Annotated in this window: 19 protein-coding genes and 2 pseudogenes; 9 read left to right on the top strand and 12 right to left on the bottom strand. The window is 69.8% G+C overall.

Going from position 1 to position 24,495, the window contains the following annotated elements; all coding sequences use genetic code 11:
• Window positions 1–185 precede the first annotated feature (185 nt).
• The 10 genes and pseudogenes from cybH to RSP_RS10730 all read right to left on the bottom strand — a co-directional run bounded on the left by cybH (window position 186) and on the right by RSP_RS10730 (window position 12,966).
• Window positions 186–970, bottom strand: a pseudogene (gene cybH / locus RSP_RS10775) (Ni/Fe-hydrogenase, b-type cytochrome subunit).
• Between the two features lie 4 nt (window positions 971–974).
• Window positions 975–1,550, bottom strand: coding sequence for a HupE/UreJ family protein (locus RSP_RS10770; protein WP_011338266.1), 576 nt, complete (start codon window positions 1,548–1,550; stop codon window positions 975–977).
• Window positions 1,551–1,561: 11 nt separating this feature from the next.
• Window positions 1,562–3,352, bottom strand: a complete 1,791-nt coding sequence (locus tag RSP_RS10765; RefSeq protein WP_009566012.1) for a nickel-dependent hydrogenase large subunit — start codon at window positions 3,350–3,352, stop codon at window positions 1,562–1,564.
• Window positions 3,353–3,355: 3 nt separating this feature from the next.
• Window positions 3,356–4,465: a hydrogenase small subunit gene (locus RSP_RS10760; protein ID WP_011338265.1), complete on the bottom strand. Its 1,110-nt coding sequence runs from the start codon at window positions 4,463–4,465 to the stop codon at window positions 3,356–3,358.
• Window positions 4,466–4,701: 236 nt separating this feature from the next.
• A complete protein-coding gene (gene hypF, locus RSP_RS10755; protein WP_011338264.1) occupies window positions 4,702–6,978 on the bottom strand; it encodes a carbamoyltransferase HypF in 2,277 nt (758 codons plus the stop codon).
• Between the two features lie 209 nt (window positions 6,979–7,187).
• A complete protein-coding gene (locus RSP_RS10750) occupies window positions 7,188–8,615 on the bottom strand; it encodes a nickel-dependent hydrogenase large subunit (RefSeq protein ID WP_011338263.1) in 1,428 nt (475 codons plus the stop codon).
• Window positions 8,612–9,604: an NADH-quinone oxidoreductase subunit B family protein gene (locus RSP_RS10745; protein ID WP_011338262.1), complete on the bottom strand. Its 993-nt coding sequence runs from the start codon at window positions 9,602–9,604 to the stop codon at window positions 8,612–8,614. The genes RSP_RS10750 and RSP_RS10745 overlap by 4 nt, the downstream gene beginning before the upstream one ends.
• Window positions 9,601–10,932, bottom strand: coding sequence for a sensor histidine kinase (locus RSP_RS10740; RefSeq protein WP_011338261.1), 1,332 nt, complete (start codon window positions 10,930–10,932; stop codon window positions 9,601–9,603). The genes RSP_RS10745 and RSP_RS10740 overlap by 4 nt, the downstream gene beginning before the upstream one ends.
• 426 nt (window positions 10,933–11,358) lie before the next feature.
• Window positions 11,359–12,268 (bottom strand): annotated as a pseudogene (locus tag RSP_RS10735) (sugar kinase).
• Window positions 12,250–12,966, bottom strand: a complete 717-nt coding sequence (locus RSP_RS10730) for a GntR family transcriptional regulator (RefSeq protein WP_002720652.1) — start codon at window positions 12,964–12,966, stop codon at window positions 12,250–12,252. The pseudogene RSP_RS10735 and the gene RSP_RS10730 overlap by 19 nt, the downstream one beginning before the upstream one ends.
• A 103-nt stretch (window positions 12,967–13,069) precedes the next feature.
• Between RSP_RS10730 and uxaC the strand changes: the two genes are divergently transcribed.
• The 8 genes from uxaC (at window position 13,070) to RSP_RS10690 (ending at window position 20,752) form a co-directional block, all read left to right on the top strand.
• Window positions 13,070–14,476, top strand: a complete 1,407-nt coding sequence (gene uxaC / locus RSP_RS10725; RefSeq protein ID WP_011338259.1) for a glucuronate isomerase — start codon at window positions 13,070–13,072, stop codon at window positions 14,474–14,476.
• A 25-nt stretch (window positions 14,477–14,501) separates the two neighbouring features.
• A complete protein-coding gene (locus tag RSP_RS10720) occupies window positions 14,502–15,479 on the top strand; it encodes a TRAP transporter substrate-binding protein (protein ID WP_009566022.1) in 978 nt (325 codons plus the stop codon).
• Between the two features lie 62 nt (window positions 15,480–15,541).
• Window positions 15,542–16,087, top strand: coding sequence for a TRAP transporter small permease (locus tag RSP_RS10715; protein ID WP_011338258.1), 546 nt, complete (start codon window positions 15,542–15,544; stop codon window positions 16,085–16,087).
• Window positions 16,088–16,089: 2 nt separating this feature from the next.
• Complete coding sequence (locus RSP_RS10710) at window positions 16,090–17,370, top strand: TRAP transporter large permease (RefSeq protein ID WP_002720648.1); 1,281 nt, start codon at window positions 16,090–16,092, stop codon at window positions 17,368–17,370.
• A gap of 7 nt (window positions 17,371–17,377) precedes the next feature.
• On the top strand, window positions 17,378–17,680 hold the full coding sequence (locus RSP_RS10705; RefSeq protein WP_011338257.1) for a cupin domain-containing protein: 303 nt from the start codon (window positions 17,378–17,380) through the stop codon (window positions 17,678–17,680).
• Window positions 17,681–17,821: 141 nt separating this feature from the next.
• The gene (gene kduI / locus RSP_RS10700; protein ID WP_002720646.1) at window positions 17,822–18,646 is read left to right on the top strand and encodes a 5-dehydro-4-deoxy-D-glucuronate isomerase; all 825 of its coding nucleotides are present in this window, start codon (window positions 17,822–17,824) and stop codon (window positions 18,644–18,646) included.
• The gene (gene kduD / locus RSP_RS10695; protein ID WP_011338256.1) at window positions 18,643–19,368 is read left to right on the top strand and encodes a 2-dehydro-3-deoxy-D-gluconate 5-dehydrogenase KduD; all 726 of its coding nucleotides are present in this window, start codon (window positions 18,643–18,645) and stop codon (window positions 19,366–19,368) included. The genes kduI and kduD overlap by 4 nt, the downstream gene beginning before the upstream one ends.
• Window positions 19,358–20,752, top strand: a complete 1,395-nt coding sequence (locus RSP_RS10690; RefSeq protein WP_017139922.1) for a mannitol dehydrogenase family protein — start codon at window positions 19,358–19,360, stop codon at window positions 20,750–20,752. The genes kduD and RSP_RS10690 overlap by 11 nt, the downstream gene beginning before the upstream one ends.
• Window positions 20,753–20,839: 87 nt before the next feature.
• Here RSP_RS10690 and efp read toward each other — a convergent pair whose 3' ends face one another.
• A complete protein-coding gene (gene efp, locus RSP_RS10685) occupies window positions 20,840–21,406 on the bottom strand; it encodes an elongation factor P (protein WP_002720643.1) in 567 nt (188 codons plus the stop codon).
• A 101-nt stretch (window positions 21,407–21,507) separates the two neighbouring features.
• Between efp and epmA the strand changes: the two genes are divergently transcribed.
• Window positions 21,508–22,545 (top strand): EF-P lysine aminoacylase EpmA, encoded by a 1,038-nt coding sequence (gene epmA, locus RSP_RS10680; RefSeq protein ID WP_011338254.1) that lies wholly within the window; start codon window positions 21,508–21,510, stop codon window positions 22,543–22,545.
• Window positions 22,546–22,675: 130 nt separating this feature from the next.
• Here epmA and RSP_RS10675 read toward each other — a convergent pair whose 3' ends face one another.
• A complete protein-coding gene (locus RSP_RS10675) occupies window positions 22,676–24,172 on the bottom strand; it encodes an alpha/beta hydrolase (RefSeq protein ID WP_011338253.1) in 1,497 nt (498 codons plus the stop codon).
• Between the last annotated feature and the right edge of the window lie 323 nt (window positions 24,173–24,495).

Here is a 24,495-nt window from a genome sequence, read left to right as displayed (position 1 = left end):
GCGACATTTTGGCAGGCCCTTGGCAGTAAACGGTTAATTCCTCCTGAAACGGCCATGGAAGAGCCTGGAAGTGGAAGCTCACCTTCCAGTCCCGGCGTGGCAGTGGTTTTAAGCGTTGCAGAATGCAGAAGGGCGCGGCGTTGCGCCGCGCCCCTCCGGAGCCCAAAGATTCTCCTTGGGTCGACCTATTCCACGCGGTCGTCCTTGAAGGTCCGCCAGCCCGAGACGATGGTCGAGATCATCGACTGCCGGGACATGATGTCCTCGCGGACGGCGGCATAGATGTGGATGATGGTGAAGACCACGATCGACCACATGCCCAGATGGTGCAGCGTGTGCAGCCGCTGGCTGTTGCCGACCAGCCCCAGCACCCAGCCGAAGAGGGTGTCGTAGACCGAGCCCTGACCGGCGCCCTCGGCATAGAGCGCGAAGCCCGTGACGATCATGAAACTCATGCCGAGCGTGATGAAGAAGAACATCGCGGCATGGGCCAGAGGGTTGTGGCCGACGTATTTCCGCGGCTCGGGCACGAGGAAGAGATACCATTTCAGCTCGTAGATCAGCTCGCGGATCCAGCGCAGGTTCCAGACCGGCAGCTTGAACATCTGCCGCGAATGGACGTTGCCGAAGAAGGCCCACAGGATCCGCGCCGCGAAGGCCACGGTCAGCACCTGTCCGGCCGCGAAATGGGCGAAGCGGATGTAGCCGAAGACGAACTGGTCGGTCGCCTCGGCCATCTCCATGGTCGGAAGCGGCCGGGCGATCAGGTATCCCGAGCCGATCAGGATGAAGATCATCGCGGCATTCAGCCAGTGCCAGAGCCGCACCGGCACTTCGTAGACATAGACCGAGGTCTTGTAGAAGATGCTCTCGATATCCTCGGGCCGCGCCGTCCCGGTCTTGCGCGAGGCTTCGAGCGGGGGGGGGCGTTCGGGTTCGGGACGTGGATCGTGACGATCTCGGTGTCCATGGCCTCACCCCGCCATCAGAAGGAGGCCGGACCCGGCGAGCGCCGCGCCGAGCGCCCCCTGCAGGATCCGCCCGCCGCGCGCGGTGGCGAGGGCCACGCCGATGCCCGCGGCATGGAGGCCCGCGGTGGCGATGAGAAAGCCCGCGAGATAGGCGCCGATGGCGCCCGTGGCCTCGGTCGCATGGGCATGGCCGTGGCAGGCCGCGAAGGTCGCGATGGCGCCGAGCGAGAGGCCGGTCACGAGCCGCGCCTGACCCGCACGGGCGGTGGCGACGAGCAGCCCGGCCAGGACGACCGAGCCCACGATCCAGGTCTCGACCATCGGGATGCCCACGCCCGCCCACGAGAGCGCCGCGCCCACCGTCATGGCCGCAAGGAAGGTCGCAGCGCCCCCCCAGAGATGGCGCGGAAGCGCGATGCCCGACCAGATCCCCACGCCCAGCATGGCGAGCAGATGGTCGGGCCCGAGGATCGGGTGCAGGAGCCCGTGGGCGAAGCCGGACGCATCGCCGTGGCCGGTATGGGCCAGCGCCGGGGAGGCCGCGGCCGAGAGGACGAGAATGGCGAGCAGTTTCTTCATGGTCTTCTCCCTCAGCGGACCTTGACGGTGGTGAGTTCCTGGCCGTCCGGCGACAGGACATGGGTGGAGCAGGCGAGGCAGGGGTCGAACGAGTGCAGGGTGCGCAGGATCTCGACCGGCTCCTCGGGGCGCTCCATCTTGGTGTCGAGCAGGCTCGCCTCGAAGGCGCCGATGTTGCCGGCCGCGTCGCGCGGGCTGCCGTTCCAGGTGGTGGGCACCACGCACTGGTAGTTCTCGATCCGGCCATCCTTGATGCGGATCCAGTGGCCGAGCGCGCCGCGCGGGGCCTCGGTCATGCCGACGCCCTTGGCCTCCTTCGGCCAGGTGCGCGGCTCCCACTTCTCGACATTGGCGGTGCTGCTGTCGCCGTTCTTCACGTTGGTGATGAGCTTGTCGAAGAAGTGCTTCTGCAGGCGGCAGCAATATTCCGCCTCGAGCGCGCGGGCGGCCGTGCGGCCCAGCGTCGAGAACAGTGCCGAGACCGGCAGGTCCATGGTGCGCAAGAGACCCTCGACCTGGTTCTTGATGTCCTCGTGGCCCTTGGCATAGCCCACGATGTAGCGGGCGAGCGGGCCCACCTCCATCGCGTGACCCTTCCAGCGCGGCGCCTTGATCCAGGAATATTTCGCCGCCTCGTCGAGCTCGAGGATGTTCGTCCGCGTGCCCTTGGCATTGGGGCCGAGTTCGTAGCGCGGCTCGGTCACGCCGTCCCAGGGGTGCAGCCCGCGCCCCGGCTCGCCATAGGCATACCAGGAGTGATCGACGAATTCCTGCACCTGCTCGGGGTCGCGCGGGTCGACGTCATGCACTTCCTCGAGATTGCCGTTGATGATCGCGCCCCGCGGCAGATGGAGCTGTTCGGGCGAGAAATCGTTCGGATGCTCGGGGATGTCGCCATAGGCCATCACCGACTTCGACGAGAGCCCGCCGCCATAGAGCCAGTTGCGGTAGAAGCCGCCGATGGCCACCACGTCGGGCAGATAGACGTTGTTGGTGAACTGGATGCACTGGTCGATGATCGAGGAGACGAGATTCAGCCGCTCCATGTTGATCGCGCCGACCGCGCCCACGCCGTCGATGTTGATCGGGCAGGGCACGCCCCCCACCAGCCAGTTCGGATGCGGGTTCTTGCCGCCGAAGATCGTGTGGACCTTCACGATCTCCTTCTGCAGGTCGAGCGCCTCGAGATAGTGGGTGGTGGCCATCAGGTCCGCCTCGGGCGGCAGCAGATAGGCCGGATTGTCCCAGTAGCCGTTCTTGAACAGGCCCAGCTGCCCCGATTCCACGAACTTCTTCAGCCGGTTCTGCACGTCGCGGAAATAGCCCGGCGACGAGAGCGGGTGCGAAGGCGAGACCTTCTGCTGCAGCTCGGACGTGGCCTTCGGATCGGCGCGCAGCGCATTGACCGGGTTCACCCAGTCCAGCGCGTGCAGATGGTAGAAATGGACGATGTGGTCGTGGATCTGCAGGTTCAGCTGCATCATGTTGCGGATCGAGTTCGCATTGTCGGGGATCGAGATCCCCAGCGCATCCTCGACGGCGCGGACGGAGGTGAGCGCATGGGTGCCGGTGCAGACCCCGCAGATCCGCTCGGTGAAGGCCCAGGCGTCGCGTGGGTCGCGGCCCTTGAGGATGACCTCGAGCCCGCGCCACATCGTCCCCGTCGAGACGGCATTGCGGATGATGCCCTGATCGTCCACGTTCACTTCGCAGCGCATGTGACCCTCGATGCGGGTCACCGGGTCCACCACGATACGGCGGCCGGTGTTGTCCAGGTTGAAACCGTTCGGTGTCGCGACCATGGCTCAGGCCTCCGTCTTTTCGTCTGTCTTCGCGGTATTGGCCGCCTGCGATTTCTTCTGCGCGCTCTTGAGGGCGGTGGCCGCGATATGGGCCGCCACGCCCGCGCCGAGCGCGCCCACGGCCGTGAGGCCGATCGTGTCGGCATTGGCCTCGACGCCGAACTGCTTGATGGTGGTCAGCCGGTCGTAGAAGGATCCCTGATCCCAGAAGCCGTCCTCCGAGCAGCCGATGCAGCCGTGGCCGGACTGGATCGGGAAGCTCACGCCCTCGTTCCAGCGCACGGTCGAGCAGGCGTTGTAGGTGGTCGGCCCCTTGCAGCCCATCTTGTAGAGGCAGTAGCCCTTCTTGGCGTAGTCGTCGTCCCAGGCCTCGACGAACTGGCCCGCGTCGAAATGCGGGCGGCGGTAGCATTTGTCGTGGATGCGCTGGCTGTAGAACATCGCCGGGCGGCCCTGACGGTCGAGCTCGGGCAGCCGGTCGAAGGTCAGCATGTAGGTGATGACGCCGGTCATGACTTCGGCGATGGGCGGGCAGCCCGGCACCTTGACGATCGGCTTGTCGAGGATGACCTTGTGCACGGGCGTGGCCCGCGTGGGGTTGGGGGCGGCCGCCTGCACGCAGCCGTAGGAGGCGCAGGCCCCCCAGCTGATGATCGCCTTGGCATGTTCGGCCGCCATCTTCAGCTGCTCGACGAAGGGCTTGCCGCCGATGATGCAATACATCCCGTCCTCGTTCAGCGGCGGGTTGCCCTCGACGGCAAGGATGTAGTTGCCCTTGTATTTCTCGATCGTGTCCATCAGCGCGGCTTCGGCCTGATGGCCCGCCGCCGCCATCAGCGTGTCGTCATAGTCGAGCGAGATCATCGACAGGACGACGTCCTTGGCCAGCGGATGGGCCGCGCGGATGAAGCTCTCCGAGCAGCAGGTGCATTCGAGCCCATGGACCCAGATCACCGGTGTGCGCGGCTTCGTCTCCATCGCGTGCGCGATCTTCGGCACGAAGGAGGGGCCGAGCCCCAGCGCCGCCGCCGTGAGCGAGCAGTATTTCATGAAGCTGCGCCGGGTGATCCCCTGGCGGCGCATCACATCGTAGAAGGTTTCGATCTGGGGCAACGCATTCCTCCCTCGCTGGCGGCTTCCCCGGCCGCTGGCCTCTGCGGCTTGGGCCTCTCGGGCCCGCCGGCTTCGTATGCCAAGGAATGCGGTGAAGGCTCGGGGCCGCGCAAAAGAAATGCGCGGGAAGGGGTGAAATCCGTTAACCCTCTGTTGACGAAGTTCTTTTCGAGGATTTCGCGGGTGCGGGCAGGGAGGGGTGAGGAAAGCGCGTTACCAGCCCTTCCACCCTCCGGTCACAGGCCTTCCGCCGCGCCCATATGCCGCGCCGCGGCAACGAGCGCCTGCCCGAGCGCCAGCCCGCCGTCGTTCGCAGGCACCGCCCGGTGGGTCAGAACCGGCACGCCCGTGAGCTCGGCAAGGCAGGCGGCGAGCAGCCGGGCATTCTGGAAAGCGCCCCCCGTCAGCGCCACCGCCTCGGCCCGGCCCTCGGCCACGAGCGCGCGCGCGGGCGCGCAGAACGCGCGGGCGAGGCCACGGTGGAAGCTGTCCGAGATCGCGCCCGGCGGCACGCCCGCGGCCAGATCCGCGGCCAGCGCCCGGAACATCGGCGTGGGATCGAGGCCCGCGAACGGATAGGGCGCGCCGGTTCCCTCGAGCGCCTCGAGCCGCATCGCGGCCTCTCCCTCGTAGCTCTGCCGGTCCGCGGCCAGACCGAGGCAGGCCGCGACCGCATCGAAGAGCCGCCCCGCCGAGGAGGAAAGCGGCGCGTTCACGCCCGCCGCCACCGCCCGCCGCAGGGTCTCGCGCGGGCGGTCGGGAAACAGCCGGTCGGCCAGATCGCCAAGGCCCGCCGCATCGAGCCGCACCAGCGCATTCCGCCAGGGCTCGCGCGCGGCCGCCTCGCCGCCGGGCAGGGGCGCCGGTGCCAGATGCGCCACGCGGAGCACCTCGCGGTAGCTGCCGAGCAGGAGCTCGCCGCCCCAGATCGTGCCGTCACTGCCGAGGCCGGTTCCGTCCAGCACGATCCCGGCCACCGGCCCGGCCCCGAGCGGCCAGAGCGCGTCGCCCAGACAGGCCGCGAGATGGGCGTGGTGATGCTGCACCTCGGCCACAGGCAGCCCCATCCGCCGCCCCGCTTCGGTCGCGCGATAGCCCGGATGGAGGTCCACCGCCACGAACTCCGCCCGATGGTCGAAGAGCGCCGCATGATCGGCGATGGCCCGGGTGAAGGCCTCGAAGCTCTGCGCCTCGTCGAGATCGCCCAGATGATGCGAGAGCAGCGCCTGCCCGTCCTTCACGAGGCAGATCGCCGCCTTCATCTGCCCGCCGAGCGCCAGCACGCGCGGCGCGCGACCGAACCCTTCGGGCAGAGGCAGCGTTCCGGGTGCGCGGCCGCGCGCCCGGCGCAGCACCATCGGCGGGCGGGCGCGTTCCACGCTGTCGTCGAGCCGCCGGACGATGGCCCGGTCGTGCATGAGGAACGCGTCGGCGATGCCCGCCAGCTCCGCCCGCGCCTCGCCATTGCCGATGACCTGCGGAGCGCCCGAGCGGTTGGCCGAGGTCATGACCAGCGGCCCGCCGAAGGCCTCGATCAGCCGATGGTGCAGCGGCGTGTAGGGCCGCATGATCCCGAGCGTGGTCATGCCGGGCGCCACCTCCTCGGGCAGGCGCCCGCGGCCGCGCACCAGCACCACCGGGGCAGCCGGATCGCGCAGAAGCACCCGGTCGGCCTCGGCCGGATCGGCGATCTCGGCCGCCATCTCCTCCGTGGCCATCAGGGCGAAGGGCTTGCCGGGCCGCCGCTTCCGCAGGCGGAGCCGCCGGAGCGCGTCCCTGTCGCGCGCATCGCAGGCCAGATGGAACCCGCCCAGACCCTTCACGGCGAGGATGCCCCCCTGCGCCAGCAGGCGCGCCGCTTCCGCAACCGGATCGCTGGCGCGGGGCACCCCCTGCGGCGCTTCCGCGCCCTCCGCCCGCACCGGCCCGTCGACGAGGCAGATCCCCTCCGCCTCGAGCCAGAGCCGCGGGCCGCAGGCCGGGCAGGCGATGGGCTGGGCGTGAAAGCGCCGGTCGGCCGGGTCCTCGTACTCCGCGCGGCAGTCCGGACACATCGGGAAGGGCGCCATCGAGGTCCGCGCCCGGTCATAGGGCAGCTCGCGCAGGATCGTGTAGCGCGGCCCGCAATGGGTGCAGTTGGTGAAGGCATAGCCGTGCCGCCGCCCGGTGCCGCGGATCTCGGCGAGGCACGCGGGGCAGGTGGCGGCATCCGGCGTCACCCGGGTCGCGACGGTGCCGCCCGCGCTCGGTGCGATGCGGAAGGGCCGGCGTTCCACTCGCGCGGGCCGCGCCTCGATGGCATCCACCCGCGCCAGCGGCGGCGCTTCCGCCCCGAGGGCTGCCAGAAATTCGCCGAGCCGAGCGCCCGTGGCGCGGATCAGCACGCCCGCCCCGTCGTTCAGCACTTCGCCCTCAAGCTCCAGTCGCCGCGCGAGCTGCCAGACGAAGGGGCGGAACCCCACCCCCTGCACCTGTCCGCGCACGCGGATCTCCTGCCCCTCACTCTGGTCCAAATATCCATCTTCGCTCTCCGGAGCGGAGCGGCCTCCGGTCTCCTGCGACGCGGCGCTGGACAGGGCCCCGTCCCTGGAAGCCCCTTCCGAAGCCGAAGCCGAAGCCGAAGCCGAAGCCGAAGCCGAAGCCGAAGCCGAAGCCGAAGCCTGAGCCGAAGCCCGGGGCCTCGGGCCGCCACCATCCGCAGGGCGCGCGGGGTCCTTGGCCATCAATGTACCGTGCAGACCATGCAGGGATCGAAGCTGCGCACCACATGCTGCACCGAGAGCGGCGTCGTCTCGCCGGGCTCGACGGGGGCGCCCACCAGCGCGGCCTCGAGCGGGCCCGGCACCCCTGCCGCATCGCGCGGGCTGAAGTTCCAGGTGGTGGGCGCCACGATCTGATAGCGGTCGATGAGCCCGCCCCGCAGCCGGACCCAGTGGCCGAGCGCGCCGCGCGCGGCCTCGACCAGTCCCGCCCCCTGTGCATCCCGGGGCAGCGGCCCCATCGCCACCATGAAGCGGGCCGCAGGATCGATGCCCTGCGCCAGCTCTTCCATCAGGATCTGCGTCCGGGCGAGCTCCAGCAGCCGCGCTCCCACGCGGGCGAGCACGCCGCCCTGCCGCGCCAGATCGCGCGCGAGCGGATGGCCCGCCACCACCTGCCGCGCAAGCGCCCCCGTCTCCATCGGCCGCCCGTCCAGACGGGGCGCCTTGCACCAGCTGTAGGCGGCCTCGCGCATCTCCTCGTCGGGCAGGGTGCGGCCTTCGGAGGGATGGGCGGCCTCGCCCAGCATCCAGGCATGGCTCAGATCCTCGCGGATGAGGCCGGGGTCGAGCGGGACGGGCGCCCCCGCCTGCCAGGTGCCCGCGGCGAAGGCCGGCCCCTCGGGCAGGGGATAGGCGCCGAAGCTGAGATAGCGCCCGGCGCCGCAGCCGAGGCCGGCAAGCCCGAGATCCGCCGCGATCTCGAGAAACAGCCCGGCATCTCCGCGGCCCCAAGACAGGAGCGCCGCTTCGATCTCGAGCGCCGCGAAGGCCTCGAGCGGGCCGCCGAAGAGCGTGCGTTCGAGGTGGCGGCGGAAGCTTCGCAGGCTGGAGAGGATCCGCATCCGCTCGGCCGCGCCGGGCGCGCGGGTGACGCCGCCCGGCTGGACGGCCAGCGTGTGCGGCCATTTCCCGGCCAGAAGCCCGAGGATGTGGAGGAGATCCGCCCGCGCGGCCACCGCCTCGCGCTGCGCGCTGCCCTCCATCGCCGTGAAGCGGGCCAGCGCGCGCCCGTGCCAGCTCCGACCGGCATAGGCGGGGCGGGTGAAGTCCGGCATGAAGAAGAGGTTGAAATGGGTCAGGTGATCGGCCGCATTCTCGACCGCATGGATCAGCGCCGCCACCCGCTCGCCCGCCGGTGCAGGCGCGAGACCCATCGCCGCGCCGAGCGCGCGCGCTGCCGCGACCGACTGGCTGATCGAGCAGATCCCGCAGATCCGCGGCGTGATGGTCAGTGCGTCGCGGGGATCGCGGCCCTCGAGCATGCGCTCGAAGCCGCGGTAGAGCGGCGCATTCACCCGCGCCGCCGTCACAGCGCCCTCCGCCACCTCCAGATGAACCTCGAGATCCCCCTCGACCCGGTTGAACGGGCCGACCACCAGCCGCGTCATCGCTTCGGCATCCGGAGCGTGGGGGGCACCTCGATCCGGTCGGAGGCCGCGTTCCGCCGTATGCGCTCGGGCGTGGCGGCCTTGGACAGGCTCGCCAGCGCCATGAACCAGGCCTTCGGCATGTCCGAGGGCAGGCCCACCGGGATGCCGCCGATCTTGGGCGTCTCGGAGTAGGGGTGGCGCGGCTCCTCGAATTCGGGCGCGGTGCAGGCGATGCAGGCATAGCCGCCCGAGGTGCAGGAGCCGCTGCCGTTCCAGGGCCGGATGTTGCAGTCGCCCACCGCCTGCGTGCCGATGCAGCCCATATGTTCCATCATGCAGCCGATCTCGCCGGGGGTGCGGGCGCTGGCCTTGTATTCGTAATATTCGTTGCGCGAGCAGCCGTGATGCACGAGATGATCGGCGTAGAAGCGTGGGCGGCCGAACCGGTCGAGATCGCCGGCCGCCAGTGCGCTGCCGCCTAGCAGCATCAGCGTCTCGGTCACCCAGCCCGGATGGGTCGGGCAGCCCGCGACATTCACCACGGGCAGGCCGTCCCGCGCCCGGAACTCGGGCGGAAGGATGCCGCCCTCGTGGGTACCCTCGTACTGGAGCCCCGTCGCGTCCGAGGGGTTGCCGCCCGCGCTCGTCATCCCGCCGAAGGCCGCGCAACTGCCCACCGCCACCACATGCCGGGCAAGGGGCGCGAGCCGCGTGACGGTCTCGAGCATCGAGCGCCCGGTGCCCGCGAGCATCTGGAACCGTCCGGTGCCGCGGGGCCCGCGCGCGATGGCGCCCTCGACGCAGAGGATGTCGAGCGGCTGCGCTCCCGCCTCGATCCGGTCGAGGAGCGCCCGCACCTCCGCCCCGGACTCGACCGAAAGCGAGGGGTGCCACAGGAAGCACAGGCCCGCATCCTCGAGAAGGTCGAAGAGGCCCGGCGCCTCGGCGCAGAGGAGCGACATGGTGCAGCCGCCGCAGCCCGAGGCCTGAAGCCAGAGAATGTTCATCGGATCTCCCGGTCGAGCGGCAGTTCGAGGCGGAAGGCGGCGCCCGGACCCTCCTCGCCGAGCACGAGCCGCCCGCCATGCTCTTCGGCGATCTTGTGCGAGATGGGCAGGCCGAGGCCGGTGCCGCGCCCCACCGGTTTCGTGGTGAAGAACGGATCGAAGATCGCCTGCGCCAGCGCCTCGGGCACGCCCGGCCCGCTGTCGCGTACCGTCAGCACCGCGCGGTCGCCCTCGATCCGGTGCTCGATGGAAATGCGCGGCTCGGGCACCTCCTCGACCGCGTCGAGCGCGTTCTGCACGAGGTTCATCACCACCTGCTGCACATGGCCGGGCCGCCCCCGCACCGGCAGATGGGCCTCGCCCGTGACCTCGACCGCCACCGGTCGGCGCGCGCCGCGCAGGACCCAAGCGGTGGCCACCTGCGCCACCGCCACAAGGTCGAAGCCCTCCATCTCGCCCGATCCTTCGGAGGAGAGCCGCCGCAGGTCCTCGACGATGTCGCGCACCCGCTCGGCCCCGTCGCGCGCGCCCTGCACCGCATCGCGCAGGTTGCGCACCTCGCGGTCGAGCTTCAGCTCCTCGCGCAGCCGGATCAGCGCCTCGCGCGGGGCACCCGCCTGCACCTGCTCGAAATACTGCTCGAACTTGGTGGCGTAGCGGCCGAGCGCATGGGCATTGGCATAGACGAAGCTGATCGGATTGTTCAGCTCATGCGCCACGCCCGCGAGGAGGCGGCCGAGCGAGGCGAGCTTCTCGTTCCGCACCAGCAGCGCCTGCGCCGCCTTCAGCTCGTCATGGCTCTCGGCCAGTTCGGCATAGGCCTGCCGCAGCTCCGCCACCGACCGGCCGGTGAGCACGAGGCCCGCCGCGCGGCCACGCTCGTCGAAGCGGGGCGACAGCGAGAGCTCCACCGCGCTCGGGCCCTCGGGGGTCTCGAGCCCCGCCTCGAGGGTGAGGGCGCTGCGCGCGTCCGTGGCGCGGCGCATCGCCTCCTGAAGCGCGGGACGGTCGGCCTCGGCGAAGAGGTCCGACGCGGGCCGCCCGCAGAGTGCCGCGCGGGGCAGGCGGGTGCGGGCCGGGACGGAGGCCGAGACCTCCTCGATCAGACCCGCGCGCGAGACGACGATGAGAATGTCGGACACCGAGGCCAGCACCGAGGCATGGAACGAGCGCAGGCTTTCGAGTTCGGCATTCTGCCGCTCGAGCCGCTCCTGATAGTCCACGAGATCGGCATAGGTCCGGTCGACGGCCGACATGACGTCCATCCAGACCGAGTCGGCCCAGACCGGATCGCCGTCTCCCTCGCGCGGTGCCTGCGGTTTCGCCATGGGTGCCTCCCGCGCCGATCATAGACCTGTTGGCCTCGGGGTGGAAAGGCCGGGCGCTCGGCGTCCTCTCCGGGGGTCGAGGCAGCCGGGGCCCCGCCGGCTGGCAGGTCGCGAACAGACGGAGACGAGGATGCGGCGCGCGCGGGTTTCCGGGCCGATCATGCCGTGACACGAGCTCTGCTTCCCTCGATCCTCGGGGGATGACCCTGTCCGGGCCCCTTGTGCTTGGCTTCCCACCGCTGTGGACGCGGTGGCTTGGCTCAAGTCTTGAGCCGGGCCAGCGGGTGATCGGGCCGTTCCCGCACCGCTGCCCGAGGGCGCGGATGTGCGGGACCGGCTGATGGAGAGTCTCGATCGCATCCGGCGGGAGGAGAGCGGGCGGCACCTGACCTGACGGCACCCGTGCCGAGGGGGCCTGCGGCCGGTTCAGGTCACCAGCGCGCCCCGCTGCCCGATCACGCGGGCGGCGAGACGGGCTCCGGCGCGGACGGCCTCGGCCAGCGGCGCGCCCGCGATGTGGGCGGCAAGGAAGCCCGCGTTGAAGCTGTCTCCGGCCGCGGTCGTGTCGACCACCTGGCTCACCGTCTCGGGCGCGTGGCTCTGCTGGCCTTCGGGTGTGAGCGTCACCATCGGTCCCGCCCCGTCCTTCACCACCACGAGCGCGGCGCCGGCGGCGGCATAGCGCGCGGCGGTCGCCGCGGCATCCTCGTCGCCGAAGAAGGCGGCCTCGTCCTCGTGCGAGGGCAGCACGATGTCGGCGTGCCGCGCGGCCTCCATGATGGCCGCGCACATGGTGGCGGCATCGGGCCAGAGCCGGGGGCGGAGGTTCGGATCGAACGCCACTGCGCTGCCCGCGGCCCGCGCTGCCGACAGAGCGGCGAGAAGCTGCGACCGATCCGCCGGTTCGAGGATCGCGAGCGTGATGCCCGAGAGATAGATCATCGAGGCGCCGGCAAAGCCTGCCGCCAGCACGGCCGGATCGCGGGCGAGAAGGCGCGCCGCGCTCTGGCCGCGCCAGTAGGCGAAGCTGCGCTCGCCGTCGGTGAGCTCGATCAGATAGAGCCCCACGGTCCGGTCCGGGATGCGCGCGACGCGGCTTGTCCCGAGACCCGCGTCGCGGAGAAAGCCGAGCATCCGGTCCGAGATCGCATCGGTGCCGACGGCGGTCAGATAGTCCACCTCCGCCTCGGGGGGGGAGGGCGCGGCGCAGATACCAAGCGGTGTTCAGCGTGTCGCCCGCAAAGCCCATCGCGAAGGTGCCTTCGCCCGTCGGCGCCATCTCGACCATGCACTCGCCGACCGAGATGATGCGCGGGTTCAAAGATCGGGCAGACATGCGTCCTCCTGTGCGAAATAGGCCTGATGATCGAGCCGGATGCGCTCGATCTGGATCTTAATGCGGCTGAGGTGACTGTGCATCCGCCGCATGGCCTCGGGCGCGTCGCGCGCCTCGATGGCCTGCATCACCTCGAGGTGGTCTCCATAGGCGTCCTGGGAGGCGAAGGCCAGCGAGAGATAGCGCACCCGGTCCATGTGGGACTTGTTCTCGCGGACGATCTCCCAGGCGAATCCGCAGCCCGACCGGTCGCAGAGTTCGCGGTGGAACTGGTCGTCGAGCGCATGGAAGCGCAGCCGGTCGCGCGCCTCCGAGGCCTCGCGCTGGAGGTCGAGGAGCCGCCAGAGCGCGGCATGATCGGCCTCGGTCAGCCGCTCGCAGGCCACGCGCACCGTCTCGGCCTCTATCGCCGCGCGGATGAAGCGCGCCTGCATGACGCTGCGGGTCGAGATCTGCGAGACCGTCGTCGCACGCTGCGGGCGGATGGACAGGAAACCCAGCTTCGACAGGCGGTAGAAGGCATCGCGCACCGGCTGGCGCGAGACGCCGAACTGCCGCGCGACCTCGATCTCGGAAAGCTTGGTGCCGGGCGGCAGGTCCAGCTCGATGATGCGGTCGTGCAGTTGGTCGAACACCTGATCGGTGACCGACGGGCGGAGGGGCGCCTCGAGGGCAGGCAGCGTGATCGCGTCGGTCATGTCCACTCCGTTGACAGGTGAAGCATACTAGCATATTAGTCAGACACGGCGGCTGAATGCCACCGATAAATGCAGGCTTGACGCAGGGAGGAGGCGGAAGGCAATGGGGCTGCTGCAGGAAGATCGGCTGTTTCCGGTCGATGAGGGCACCCGGGCACTGGCCCGCTCGCTCTATGCGACGGTGAAGGATCTGCCGATCATCTCGCCGCATGGGCACACAGACCCGCGCTGGTTCGCCGAGAACGAGCCCTTCCCGGACCCCGCGCAGCTCTTCGTCACGCCCGACCATTACGTCTTCCGCATGCTCCATTCGCAGGGCATCCCGCTCGAGGCGATGGGGGTGCCGCGCGCCGATGGCGGCCCGACCGAGACGGACGGACGCAAGATCTGGCGGCTCTTTGCCTCGAACTTCCATCTCTTCCGCGGCACGCCCTCGCGGCTCTGGCTCGATCATGCCTTCTCGGAGGTGTTCGGCGTGAACGAGCGGCTGTCGGCCGAAACGGCGGATGCGGCCTACGACCAGATCGCCGATTGCCTCGCGCGGCCCGAGTTCCGTCCCCGCGCGCTCTTCGAGCGGTTCGGGATCGAGGCGATCGCCACCACGGAAAGCGCGCTCGACGACCTGCGCTGGCACCGCATGATCCGCGAGAGCGGCTGGCAGGGCAGGGTGGTCACGGCCTACCGTCCCGATGCGGTGGTCGATCCCGAATTCGCGGGCTTTGCGGAGAATGTGGCGCAACTGGGCCAGCTGACCGGCGAGGATACCGCGACCTGGGAAGGCTATCTCGCCGCCCACCGCAAGCGCCGGTCCTATTTCAAGGAGTTCGGCGCCACCTCTTCGGACCATGGCCATGCGACGGCGCGGACCGAGGATCTGCCGCAGGCCGAGGCGGCCGCGCTCTTCGCCAGGGCGCTTACGGGCGCCTGCACGGCCGAGGAGGCGGATGCGTTCCGCGGCCAGATGCTGACCGAGATGGCGCGCATGAGCCTCGAGGACGGGCTGGTGCTCCAGATCCATCCGGGCAGCTTCCGCAACCATTCCCGGCCCGTGCTCGACCGGTTCGGCCGCGACAAGGGCTTCGACATTCCGACCCGCACCGATTACGTCCGCGCGCTGCGCCCGCTTCTGTCGGCGGTGGGGGGCGATCCGCGGCTGACGGTGATCGTCTTCACGCTGGACGAGACCGCCTATGCGCGGGAACTGGCGCCCCTCGCCGGGGTCTATCCCGCGCTGAAGCTCGGCCCCGCCTGGTGGTTCCACGACAGCCCCGAGGGGATGCGCCGCTTCCGCGAGATGACGACCGAGACGGCGGGCTTCTACAACACCGTGGGCTTCAACGACGACACCCGCGCCTTCTGCTCGATCCCGGCCCGTCACGACGTGGCCCGGCGCGTGGATTGCGCCTTCCTGGCGACGCTGGTCGCCACGGGGCGCCTCGACGCGGAGGAGGCGCCGGAGGTGGCGCACGATCTGGCCTACCGCCTCGCGAAAGAGGCCTACAGGCTCTGAGACGATCATCAAGGGAGGAGAGACCATGAAAAAAACAATGATCGCGACCCTGCTGGCGAGCGCCGCGCTCGCGGCACCCGCCTTCGCCGAGTGCGAGGTGACGCTGCGGTCTTCGGACACGCACCCGGACGGCTATCCGACCGTCGAGGGCGTCAAGTTCATGGCCGAGCGCGCCAAGGAACTGTCGAACGGGCGCATCTGCATCGAGGTCTTCCCCTCGTCGCAGCTCGGCGAAGAGAAGGACACGATCGAGCAGACCCAGTTCGGCGTGATCGACATGGTGCGCGCCTCGTTCGGCTCGTTCAACGACATCGTGCCCGAGGCGCAGCTCCTGTCGCTGCCCTACCTCTTCCGCTCGGAAGAGCATCTGCACAATGTGATGGACGGCCCGATCGGCGACGAGCTCGCCAAGGCCTTCGAGGCCAAGGACCTGATCGCGGTGGCCTACTATGACGGTGGCTCGCGCAGCTTCTACAACAGCCAGAAGCCGATCACCAAGGTCGAGGACCTCAAGGGCATGAAGTTCCGCGTCATGCAGTCGGACGTCTTCGTGGACATGATGTCCGCGCTCGGCGCCAATGCGACGCCGATGCCCTACGGCGAGGTCTATTCCTCGATCCAGACCGGCGTCATCGACGGGGCCGAGAACAACTGGCCGTCCTACGACAGCTCGGGCCATTTCGAGGTGGCGAAATACTACACGCTCGACCAGCATCTGATGGTGCCCGAGCTGGTGGCGATCTCGAAGATCAAGTGGGACGCGCTCTCGCCCGAGGACCAGCAGGTGCTGCGTCAGGCGGCCGAAGAGTCCGAGCCCGTGCAGCGCAAGCTCTGGGCCGAGCAGGAGAAGGCCTCGGAAGAGAAGGTCGTGGCCTCCGGCGCCGAAGTCGTGCGCGAGATCGACAAGACCCCCTTCATCGAGGCGATGGCTCCGGTCTACGAGAAATATGTGACCAAGCCGGAATATCAGGATCTCGTGAAGCGGATCCAGGAAACCCAGTGACCTGACATTCGGACCCGCGATGCCCTGGCGCCGCGGGTCCGTTTCTTCCGGCGAGGTGCAACGTGCAGGACGGATTGAAGAGACTGGCCCTCGTCATGGGGGGGCTGGCGCGGATCGCGCTGTGGATCGCGGGCGGGGGCCTCGTGCTGATGACGGTCTTCGTCTTCGCGCAGGTTTTCGTGCGCTATGTGATGAACGACAGCCTGCACTGGGCGGAACCGGCCGCGGTCATGATCATGGCCTGGTTCATCTTCCTCGGCGCGGCCGTGGGCGTGCGCGAGGGCTATCACCTGTCCTTCGACGTGCTGCTCTATTTCCTGCCCAAGGCTGTCGCGCCCTGGCTGCACACGATCTCGGACTTCTTCGTGGCGGCCTTCGGCTTCGGCATGGCGTGGTATGGCTGGTCGCTCGCCGCGCGGGCCGCCAACGATCTCATGCCCGGCCTCGGCATCAGCCGCGGCTTCGAATTCGCGCCGCTGATCTCGGGCGGCACGCTGCTTGTCCTCTTCTCCATCGAGCGCGTCCTGCGCCGCGCCGCGGGCCTTCACACCGCCCGCTTCGGCGAGGATGCGCCGGAAGAGCCCGAAACCACCACCACGGGGGCCTGACGTTGGAGCTCTTCATCCTGTTCGGAAGCTTCGTCTTCCTTCTCCTGATCGGCACGCCTGTCGCCTTCTGCCTCGGCGTGTCGAGTTTCCTCACCGTGCTCTATCTGGGCCTGCCGCCGGTCGTGGTGTTCCAGCGCCTCAACTCGGGCGTCTCGGTCTATGCGCTGATGGCCATCCCCTTCTTCATCTATTCGGGCGATCTGATGGTGCGGGGCGACATCGCCCGACGGCTCGTGGCGCTGGCAGGCGCGCTGGTCGGCCACCTCCGGGGCGGGCTCGGACAGGTGAACGTCGTGGCCTCGGTCATGTTCGGCGGCGTCTCGGGCTCGGCCGCGGCGGATGCCTCGGCGGTGGGCGGCCTCATGGTGCCGCAGATGAAGGCCCGCGGCTACGGCGTCGACTATGCCGTGAACCTGACCGTCGTGGGCTCGATCATCGCGCTGATGATCCCGCCCTCGCACAACATGATCATCTATTCCATCGCCGCGGGCGGCCGGATCTCGATCGCGGACCTCTTCACGGCAGGCATCATCCCGGGCCTCCTGCTCGCGCTGGGGCTGATGGTGGCGGCCTATTTCGTGGCCCGCCGCCGCGGCTATCCGACCGAGCGCTTTCCGGGGCTGCGCGCGCTCGGTGCCATCTTCGTGAGCGCCGTGCCGGGGCTCATCCTCGTCGCGCTGATCTTCGGCGGCGTGCGCTCGGGCATCTTCACCGCCTCGGAAAGCGCCAACATCGCCGTGGTCTATGCGCTGCTCGTCACCATCCTGATCTACCGCACTCTCACGTGGTCCGAGTTCGTCCATGCCACCATCGGCGCGGTGCGCACGACGGCCATGGTGCTGCTCGTGATCGGCTGCGCGGCCTCGTTCGGCTGGCTTCTGGCCTATCTCAAGGTGCCGACGGCGCTGGTGGCCTTCATGCAGGGGCTGTCGGACAATCCGCTGGTGATCCTGCTGCTCATCAACGTGGCGCTCCTGGTGCTCGGCACCTTCATGGACATGTCGCCGCTGATCGTCATCACGACGCCGATCTTCCTGCCGGTGGCGCAGGCCTTCGGGGTGGATCCGGTGCATTTCGGCGTCATCCTGATCCTGAACCTCGGGATCGGCCTCTGCACGCCGCCCGTCGGGGCCGTGCTCTTCGTGGGCTGCGCCGTGGGGCGGATCTCGATCTGGACGGCGATGCGCACCATCTGGCCCTTCTACGGGGCGGCCCTCGCCGTCCTGCTGCTCGTGACCTACATCCCGGCGCTGTCGCTCTGGCTGCCGGCCCAATTCCGCTGAGGTGCCCATGTATTCCGTCGTTCCCACCGATCCGGGCGTGACCCGTCAGGTCCTTGCCCAGGATCCCGCGCTGATGCTGGTGGCCTTCCGCTTCGAGGAAGGCGCCGAGGGCAGGCTGCACAGCCATCCGCATGTGCAATCGACCTTCGTCCAGTCCGGCCGCTTCGCCTTCGTCCTTGCGGGCGAGACGCACGAGATCGGCCCGGGCGAGAGCCTGATGATCCCGTCGGGGATCGAGCACGGCTGCCGCTGCCTCGAGGCGGGCACGCTGATCGACAGTTTCGCACCCCGGCGCGACGACTTCCTCTGACGCGCGGCGCGGGAGACGCCCGCGCCCGTTCCCGAAAGGCCCCGCAGGCCCCTCCGCATGGCGTCGGGAGCATTGCGGGGCCGTCCCCTTCCTGTCGCCCGGGATCTCCTGCGGCGGCGCGATCCCAGAAAGGACTGTCTCATGACCCATGTCGAAATCCGTCACGCAATGGACCCGGTCTCCGCGCGCCAGCTCGACACGGCGGGCCTGCGTGAGGCCTTCCATATGGGCGACCTCTTCCGCTCGGGCGAGATCCGCCTCGTCTACACCCATTACGACCGCATGATCGTGGGCGGCGCCGTGCCCGCGGGCGAGCCGCTCGTCCTCGACGAGGTGAAGCCCACCGGCACTGCCTCGATCCTCGACCGGCGCGAGATGGGCGTGGTGAACGTGGGCGCCGCCGGCACCGTCTCGGCGGGCGGCGAGAGCTGGGAGATGGGCCGCGGCGACGTGCTCTACCTGCCGATGGGCGCGGGCCCCGTGACCTTCGCGGGCGAGGGACGGTTCTACATCCTGTCCGCGCCCGCCCATACCGCCCATCCGGCGCGGCTCGTGAAGCTCGAGGATGCGAAGAAGGTGAAGCTCGGCTCGCCCGAGACCGCCAACGAGCGCACCATCAACCAGTTCATCCACCCCGAGGTCATGCAATCCTGCCAGCTCGTGGTGGGCTATACCCAGTTCCACGGCGGCTCGGTCTGGAACACGATGCCCGCCCATGTCCACGACCGGCGGATGGAGGCCTATCTCTATTTCGACCTCGCCGAAGAGGCCCGCGTCTTCCACTTCATGGGTGAACCCTCCGAGACGCGGCATCTCGTGATGAGGAACGAGGAGGCCGTGGTCTCGCCGCCGTGGTCGATCCACTGCGGCTGCGGCACCGGCTCCTACACCTTCGTCTGGGCCATGGCGGGCGACAATGTCGACTACCGCGACGTCGAGATGGTGGCGATGGAGGATCTGCGGTGATCTCCTTCTCGCTCGAGGGGCAGCGCGCGCTGGTGACCGGCGCCAACACCGGGATCGGACAGGCGATCGCGGTGGGTCTGGCCGGGGCGGGGGCCGAGGTGATCGCCGCCGGCCGCTCCTCCTGCGCCGAGACGGTGGCCATGACCGGCGGGCGCGAGCTGCGGCTCGACTTCGCCGATCCGATGGCCGCGCGGGACGTGTTCGAGGCCGAGCGCATCGACATCCTCGTGAACAATGCGGGCATCATCCGGCGGGCCGATGCGGTGGAGTTCACCGAAGAGGACTGGGACGCGGTGATGGATGTGAACCTCAAGGCCCTCTTCTTCACCTGTCAGGCCTTCGGCCGCGCGGCGCTGGCGCGTGGAACGGGCGGGCGGATCGTGAACATCGCCTCGCTCCTCAGCTTTCAGGGCGGCATCCGCGTGCCCTCCTACACGGCCGCCAAACATGGCGTCGCGGGCATCACGAAGCTGCTCGCCAACGAATGGGCGGGCAGGGGCATCAACGTGAACGCCATCGCGCCGGGCTATATCGAGACCAACAACACCGAGGCGCTCCGCGCCGACGAGGCGCGCAACCGCGCGATCCTCGAGCGGATCCCGGCCGGGCGCTGGGGCAAGGCCGACGACATCGCGGGCGCCGCGGTCTTCCTCGCCTCGCCCGCCGCGGCCTATGTCCATGGCGCGATCCTCAATGTCGATGGAGGCTGGCTTGCCCGCTGATCCGATCCCCGCCGGCGTGGGCATCGTCCATCTCGGCCTCGGCGCCTTCTTCCGGGCCCATGGCGCGGTCTATGTCGCCCGCGCCATGGAGAGCTCGGGCGGCGACTGGGGTATCCTGGGCGTGAGCCTCCAGTCGCCCACGATGCGCGATGCGCTGGCGCCGCAGGGCTTTGCCTATCACGCGGTCGAGCAGGGGCCGGAGGGCGAGACCGTCCGGCGGATCGACGTCGTGCGTCAGGTGCTGGTGGCCCGCGAGGACCCCGAGGCGGTGCTGGCCGCCATGGCCGATCCGGGCGTGAGAATCGTGAGCCTGACCGTCACCGAGAAGGGCTATTGCCACAATCCGGCAACAGGCGCGCTGAACCCCGATCATCCCGACATCGCCCATGACATGGCCGACACGCTGCCGCGCTCGGCGCCGGGCTACATCGTCCGCGCGCTGGAGCGGCGGCGGGCGGCGGGGCTTCGGCCCTTCACCGTGCTCTGCTGCGACAACCTCCCCGAGAACGGGCGCGTCGTCCGCGGCGTGGTGCTCGATCTCGCCCGCCGCCTCGATCCCGCGCTCGCCGACTGGATCGCGGAGGAGGGACGCTTCCCCTCGACCATGGTCGACCGCATCGTGCCCGCGACCAAGCCCGAGGATATCGCGCGGCTCCGGGCGCAGGGCATCGAGGACAACCTGCCCGTGATGCACGAGCCCTTCAGCCAGTGGGTCGTCGAGGACGATTTCGTGGACGGCGCGCGCCCCGATCTCGGCGCCGTGGGCGTGCAGCTCGTGGGGGACGTGACTCCTTTCGAGCACATGAAGCTCCGGATGCTGAACGGCACCCATTCCTCGCTCGCCTATCTCGGCTATCTCGCCGGGCACGAGACGATCTCGGAGACGGTGGCCGATCCGGTCTTTGCAGTCTTCGTCCAGCATCTCTGGCGCGAGGAGATCATCCCCGCGCTTGCGCCGCCGCCGGGGGTGGATCTCGCTTCCTATGCCGACGAGCTTCTGGCGCGCTACCGCAACCCGGCGATCCGGCACCGCACCTGGCAGATCGCCATGGACGGCAGCCAGAAGCTGCCGCAGCGCATCCTCGGCACGCTGGCCGAGAATGCGGCCGTGGGGCGCGCCTCGCCGGGGCTGATGCTCGCGGTGGCAGGCTGGATGCGCTACGTCTCGGGCACGGACGAGAAGGGCCAGCCCATCGAGGTCAAGGACCCGCTGGCGGACGATCTTCGCGCGCGGGCGGCCGAGGGGGTGGAGGCGCTCCTTGCCCTCCGCGCCGTCTTCCCCGAGGCTCTGGCTGCGCAGATCGCGCCCGGCGTGGCCGCGGCCCATGCCCGGCTGATGCAGCTGGGCGCCCGCCGCGCGGCCGAGGAGATTTCCGGGACGTAATTCAGCCTTCTCCCGGAATGAGGAAGGGGCGCCCTGCGGGGCGCCCCTTCTGCATCTTGGCGACAGCGCTCCGGAGCGGCGCGAGGATCAGTCCTTCGCGCGCTCGACGTAGCTCAGGTCTTCGGTGTTGATGACGATGCGCGTGCCGGCCGAGATATGCGGCGGCACCATCACGCGCAGCCCGTTGGTGCACATGGCGGGCTTGTAGGAGGAAGACGCCGTCTGGCCCTTCACCACAGGCTCGGTCTCGGTGATCTCGACCGTGACCTTCTGCGGGAATTCGATCGAGATCGCCACGTCGTTGTGGGTCTGCAGATAGACGCGCATCCCTTCGGTCAGGAACACCTTGCCGTCGCCCACCACGTCGGGCGAGACCACGACCTGATCGTAGCTCACCGGCTCCATGAAGTGATAGCCCTCGCCGTCCTCGTAGAGGAAGTCGTATTCGCGCTCGTCCACCGTGGCCCGCTCGACCTGTTCGGTGGTCTTCCAGCGTTCCGAGACCTTGGTGCCGTCCGAGATCCGCCGCATGTCGACCTGCGTCACCGGCGTGCCCTTGCCGGGATGGAAGTTCTGGGCGGTGAGGACGACATAGAGCCGGCCGTCGATGTCGACGACATTGCCCTTGCGGAGGCTCGAGGCGATGACTTTCACGGGTCTCTTCCTTGCGATGGGAGGGGGCGCGTCGTAGAACGCGCAGCATTGGCCGTGCGCCTATCCCATCCGCGCCAGAATTTCCAGCCGAAAGCCGCCGAATGTCCGCTTCCTCGTGGTGGCAGCCCCACCGTCACGCCGACCGCCGCCCGCTGCTTCTGGCGCGCAACCGCATCCAGTCCGCGCTCCGCGGCTGGCTCGGGGCCGAGGGGTTCGTCGAGGTCGATCCGGCCGCTCTCCAGGTCTCGCCGGGCAACGAGGCGCATCTGCACGGGTTTGCCACCGAAGCCATCGGCAATGACGGGCAGGGGCGGCGGATGTATCTGCATACCTCGCCCGAATTCGCGATGAAGAAGCTGCTGGCCGCCGGCGAGACGCGGATCGCGGCCTTCTCCCATGTCTGGCGCAACCGCGAGCGGGGCGTTCTCCATTCGCCGGAATTCACGATGCTCGAATGGTATCGGGTGGGCGAGGGCTACGAGGTGCTGATGGCCGATTGCGCGGCCTTCCTGCGGCTGGCCGCCGAGGCGGCCGGCGCGCGCAAGCTCCGCTTCCGCGACCGGACCTGCGATCCTTTCGCGGCGCCCGAGCGGCTGTCGGTGGCCGAGGCCTTCGCGCGCCATGCGGGCATCGACCTGCTGGCCACGGTCGATGCGCAGGGCCTGCCCGATGCGGAGGCCCTGCGGCGGGCGATGGCTCACGCGGGCCTGACGGCCGGGGCGGACGACGGCTGGTCGGACATGCTGAGCCGGGTGCTCGTCGAGAAGGTCGAGCCGCACCTGGGCCAAGGGCGCCCCACCATTCTCGACCGTTACCCGGCGGCCGAGGCGGCGCTGGCCCGCCGTGCGCCCGACGATGCCCGGGTGGCCGAGCGGTTCGAGCTCTATGCCTGCGGCGTGGAGCTCGCCAACGGCTTCGGCGAGCTCACCGATCCCGCCGAGCAGCGCCGCCGCTTCGAGGCCGAGATGGCCGAGAAGGAGCGGGTCTATGGCGAGACCTATCCGCTCGACGAGGAGTTCCTCGAGGCGCTGGCCCTCATGCCGCCGGCAAGCGGCATCGCGATGGGCTTCGACCGTCTGGTGATGCTGGCCACCGGCGCGCCGCGGATTGATGAGGTGATCTGGGCGCCCGCGGGCTGACGTCGGGGTTGAAGGCGGGAAACGCGGACATCCCCTCCCGCAGGCTGAGAGCGGACCCTGCGTCCGGGGCGCGACGGATCGGATTCCCGGATGCCGGACCTGTTCCGGTTCTCGGAACCGCCTCCGCTCTTCAGAAGACGAGCCGCGAGGCTGCGCCGAACAGCGGTGTCGAGGCGGCGAAGGACCAGGCCAGCACGAGGCCCAACCCGAGACCGATGGTCATCGGGCCGGTGAAACGGCCGATCCAGCGGCCCATGCTGCCGAAGACGAGCAGGAACAGCAGGAACACGGGCAGGACGGTGAAGGAGAGGCCGAGCCGCTCGGGCTCGACCGCGATGGCGCCGCCCAGAGCCAGCAGCGGGGCGAGGGCGAGGAGGATCCGCCGCGCGATCCCCGCCTCGCGTGCCAGATGGGCATGCGCCAGCATGAAGGGCAGTGTGCCGCAGGCCATCAGCGCCATCAGCGGCACCCGCGGTCCCGTGGGCAGGAAGGCCGCCGCATAGCGGTCCATGGCAAGCGCGAAGAGGAGGCTTGCGCCGAGGAGGAGCGCCAGCGCCGCCGCGTCGATCCGCCGGTCGAGCCCACGGTAATGGGCAAGGAGCGCGAGCTGCACCCCGCCCCAGACCCCGAAGAAGAGCGCGATCCGCCCGATCCCCGCAAGCCCCAGCACCGACGCACCGAAGTTCAGCGCAAGCAGCGCGGCGGGCAGGGCGGGCGCGAGCAGGAGGACGGCGAAGAAGCGCCACCCCACGTCCGGCCCGGGCCGCCCCCGCGCGGGCAGAAGGGCCGCTGCGGGCCAGACCAGCGCCACGATCCCCCCGAGGAGAAGAAGGATCCAGGGCCCCGTCGCCGCCACCGGCGTGTCGCGTCCGGGCGCGAGCCAGTCCCGCAGCTCGCGGAGCGTGGTGGGGCTCCAGAGCACGCCCGCATGGCCCACATAGGGCGCGACCGATGCGCGCCGCTCGACGGCGCCCGCCCGCACCGTCTCGCCTTCGGCCGCGTCGGGCGCCACCTGCCGCGCCATCTCGAGCGCGACCTCGCGCAGGCCGCCCTCGCGCTGGCCCGAGAGGATCAGGAGCCGCGCCGGCGTCTCGGGCGTCACCTGCCGCGAATAGGCCGAGATGAGCGCGACAGGCCCCACCTCGGGCAGCCGGTCTGCGGCGCGCACGAGGATGTCGGTCGCCATGGAATGGCCGATCAGCGCCGGAGGCCCCGCGATGCCGGGCAGCGCGCGGGCTGCCTCCACCACCTCGAGCGTCTGGCGCACGAGCTGGACGGTTGTGCCGCTCGATCCCGCCTCGTTCGGGAAGGCGTCGGGCGACATCGGGATCGCGCTCCGCCCCTGACCGCGGAAGTCGAAGGAAACGACCGCAAGGCCCGCCCGGGCGAGCGTCAGCGAGATCGCCTCCATCATCTGGCGCGAGCCGCCGAAGCCATGGGTCACGACGGCGAGCGGCGCCTCTGCGTCACCTTCGAGGCGGTAGAGCGTGGCCGGGGTGTCGCCCACCGCGAGCGGGATCCGCTCGATCCCGATCCGCGCCCGTTCGAGCTGCACGAGCGCGAGAAGGATGGCGGCGAGGGCCACGATGGCTACGGCCAGTCTCGGACGGGAAAGCGGCGCGGGCACAGGTAGAACCTTTCAGGGACACTGACGACGCTTGTCCCCGCGCCACGTCGGAAGGTCAAGCGGCGGCCGGGCGCTCGAAGCGCGGGAAGAGCACTTCATTCTCCAGATGCATGTGCGCGACCAGATCCCCGGCGAACTTGCGTAGGCACGCGCGACGACCCCGACGTTGCGCCAGCGCACGGTCGGCGCCGATCACGGGCCGGGCCGCAGGCGCACCCGGCGGGGCCACGTCGCCTCAGGGTGACTGGCCTCTGGGTGGCGGCTCTCCCGGTCAGGCTGCCCGTGCGACGTCGCGCGGCTTTGACCCGGGCGGGGACCGGGTC

This window comes from Cereibacter sphaeroides 2.4.1, from assembly GCF_000012905.2.
In the GTDB taxonomy this organism is placed as follows: domain Bacteria; phylum Pseudomonadota; class Alphaproteobacteria; order Rhodobacterales; family Rhodobacteraceae; genus Cereibacter_A; species Cereibacter_A sphaeroides.
This window is presented reverse-complemented; position numbering and strand designations above follow the sequence as displayed.

Excerpts from the sequence above, each read along its gene's own strand:
- RSP_RS10770 (WP_011338266.1), bottom strand. The coding sequence starts at position 1,550 with ATGAAGAAACTGCTCGCCATTCTCGTCCTCTCGGCCGCGGCCTCCCCG.
- RSP_RS10765 (WP_009566012.1), bottom strand. The coding sequence starts at position 3,352 with ATGGTCGCGACACCGAACGGTTTCAACCTGGACAACACCGGCCGCCGT.
- RSP_RS10750 (WP_011338263.1), bottom strand. The coding sequence starts at position 8,615 with ATGACGCGGCTGGTGGTCGGCCCGTTCAACCGGGTCGAGGGGGATCTC.
- RSP_RS10745 (WP_011338262.1), bottom strand. The coding sequence starts at position 9,604 with ATGAACATTCTCTGGCTTCAGGCCTCGGGCTGCGGCGGCTGCACCATG.
- RSP_RS10740 (WP_011338261.1), bottom strand. The coding sequence starts at position 10,932 with ATGGCGAAACCGCAGGCACCGCGCGAGGGAGACGGCGATCCGGTCTGG.
- RSP_RS10730 (WP_002720652.1), bottom strand. The coding sequence starts at position 12,966 with ATGACCGACGCGATCACGCTGCCTGCCCTCGAGGCGCCCCTCCGCCCG.
- uxaC (WP_011338259.1), top strand. The coding sequence starts at position 13,070 with ATGGGGCTGCTGCAGGAAGATCGGCTGTTTCCGGTCGATGAGGGCACC.
- RSP_RS10720 (WP_009566022.1), top strand. The coding sequence starts at position 14,502 with ATGAAAAAAACAATGATCGCGACCCTGCTGGCGAGCGCCGCGCTCGCG.
- RSP_RS10705 (WP_011338257.1), top strand. The coding sequence starts at position 17,378 with ATGTATTCCGTCGTTCCCACCGATCCGGGCGTGACCCGTCAGGTCCTT.
- kduI (WP_002720646.1), top strand. The coding sequence starts at position 17,822 with ATGACCCATGTCGAAATCCGTCACGCAATGGACCCGGTCTCCGCGCGC.
- epmA (WP_011338254.1), top strand. The coding sequence starts at position 21,508 with ATGTCCGCTTCCTCGTGGTGGCAGCCCCACCGTCACGCCGACCGCCGC.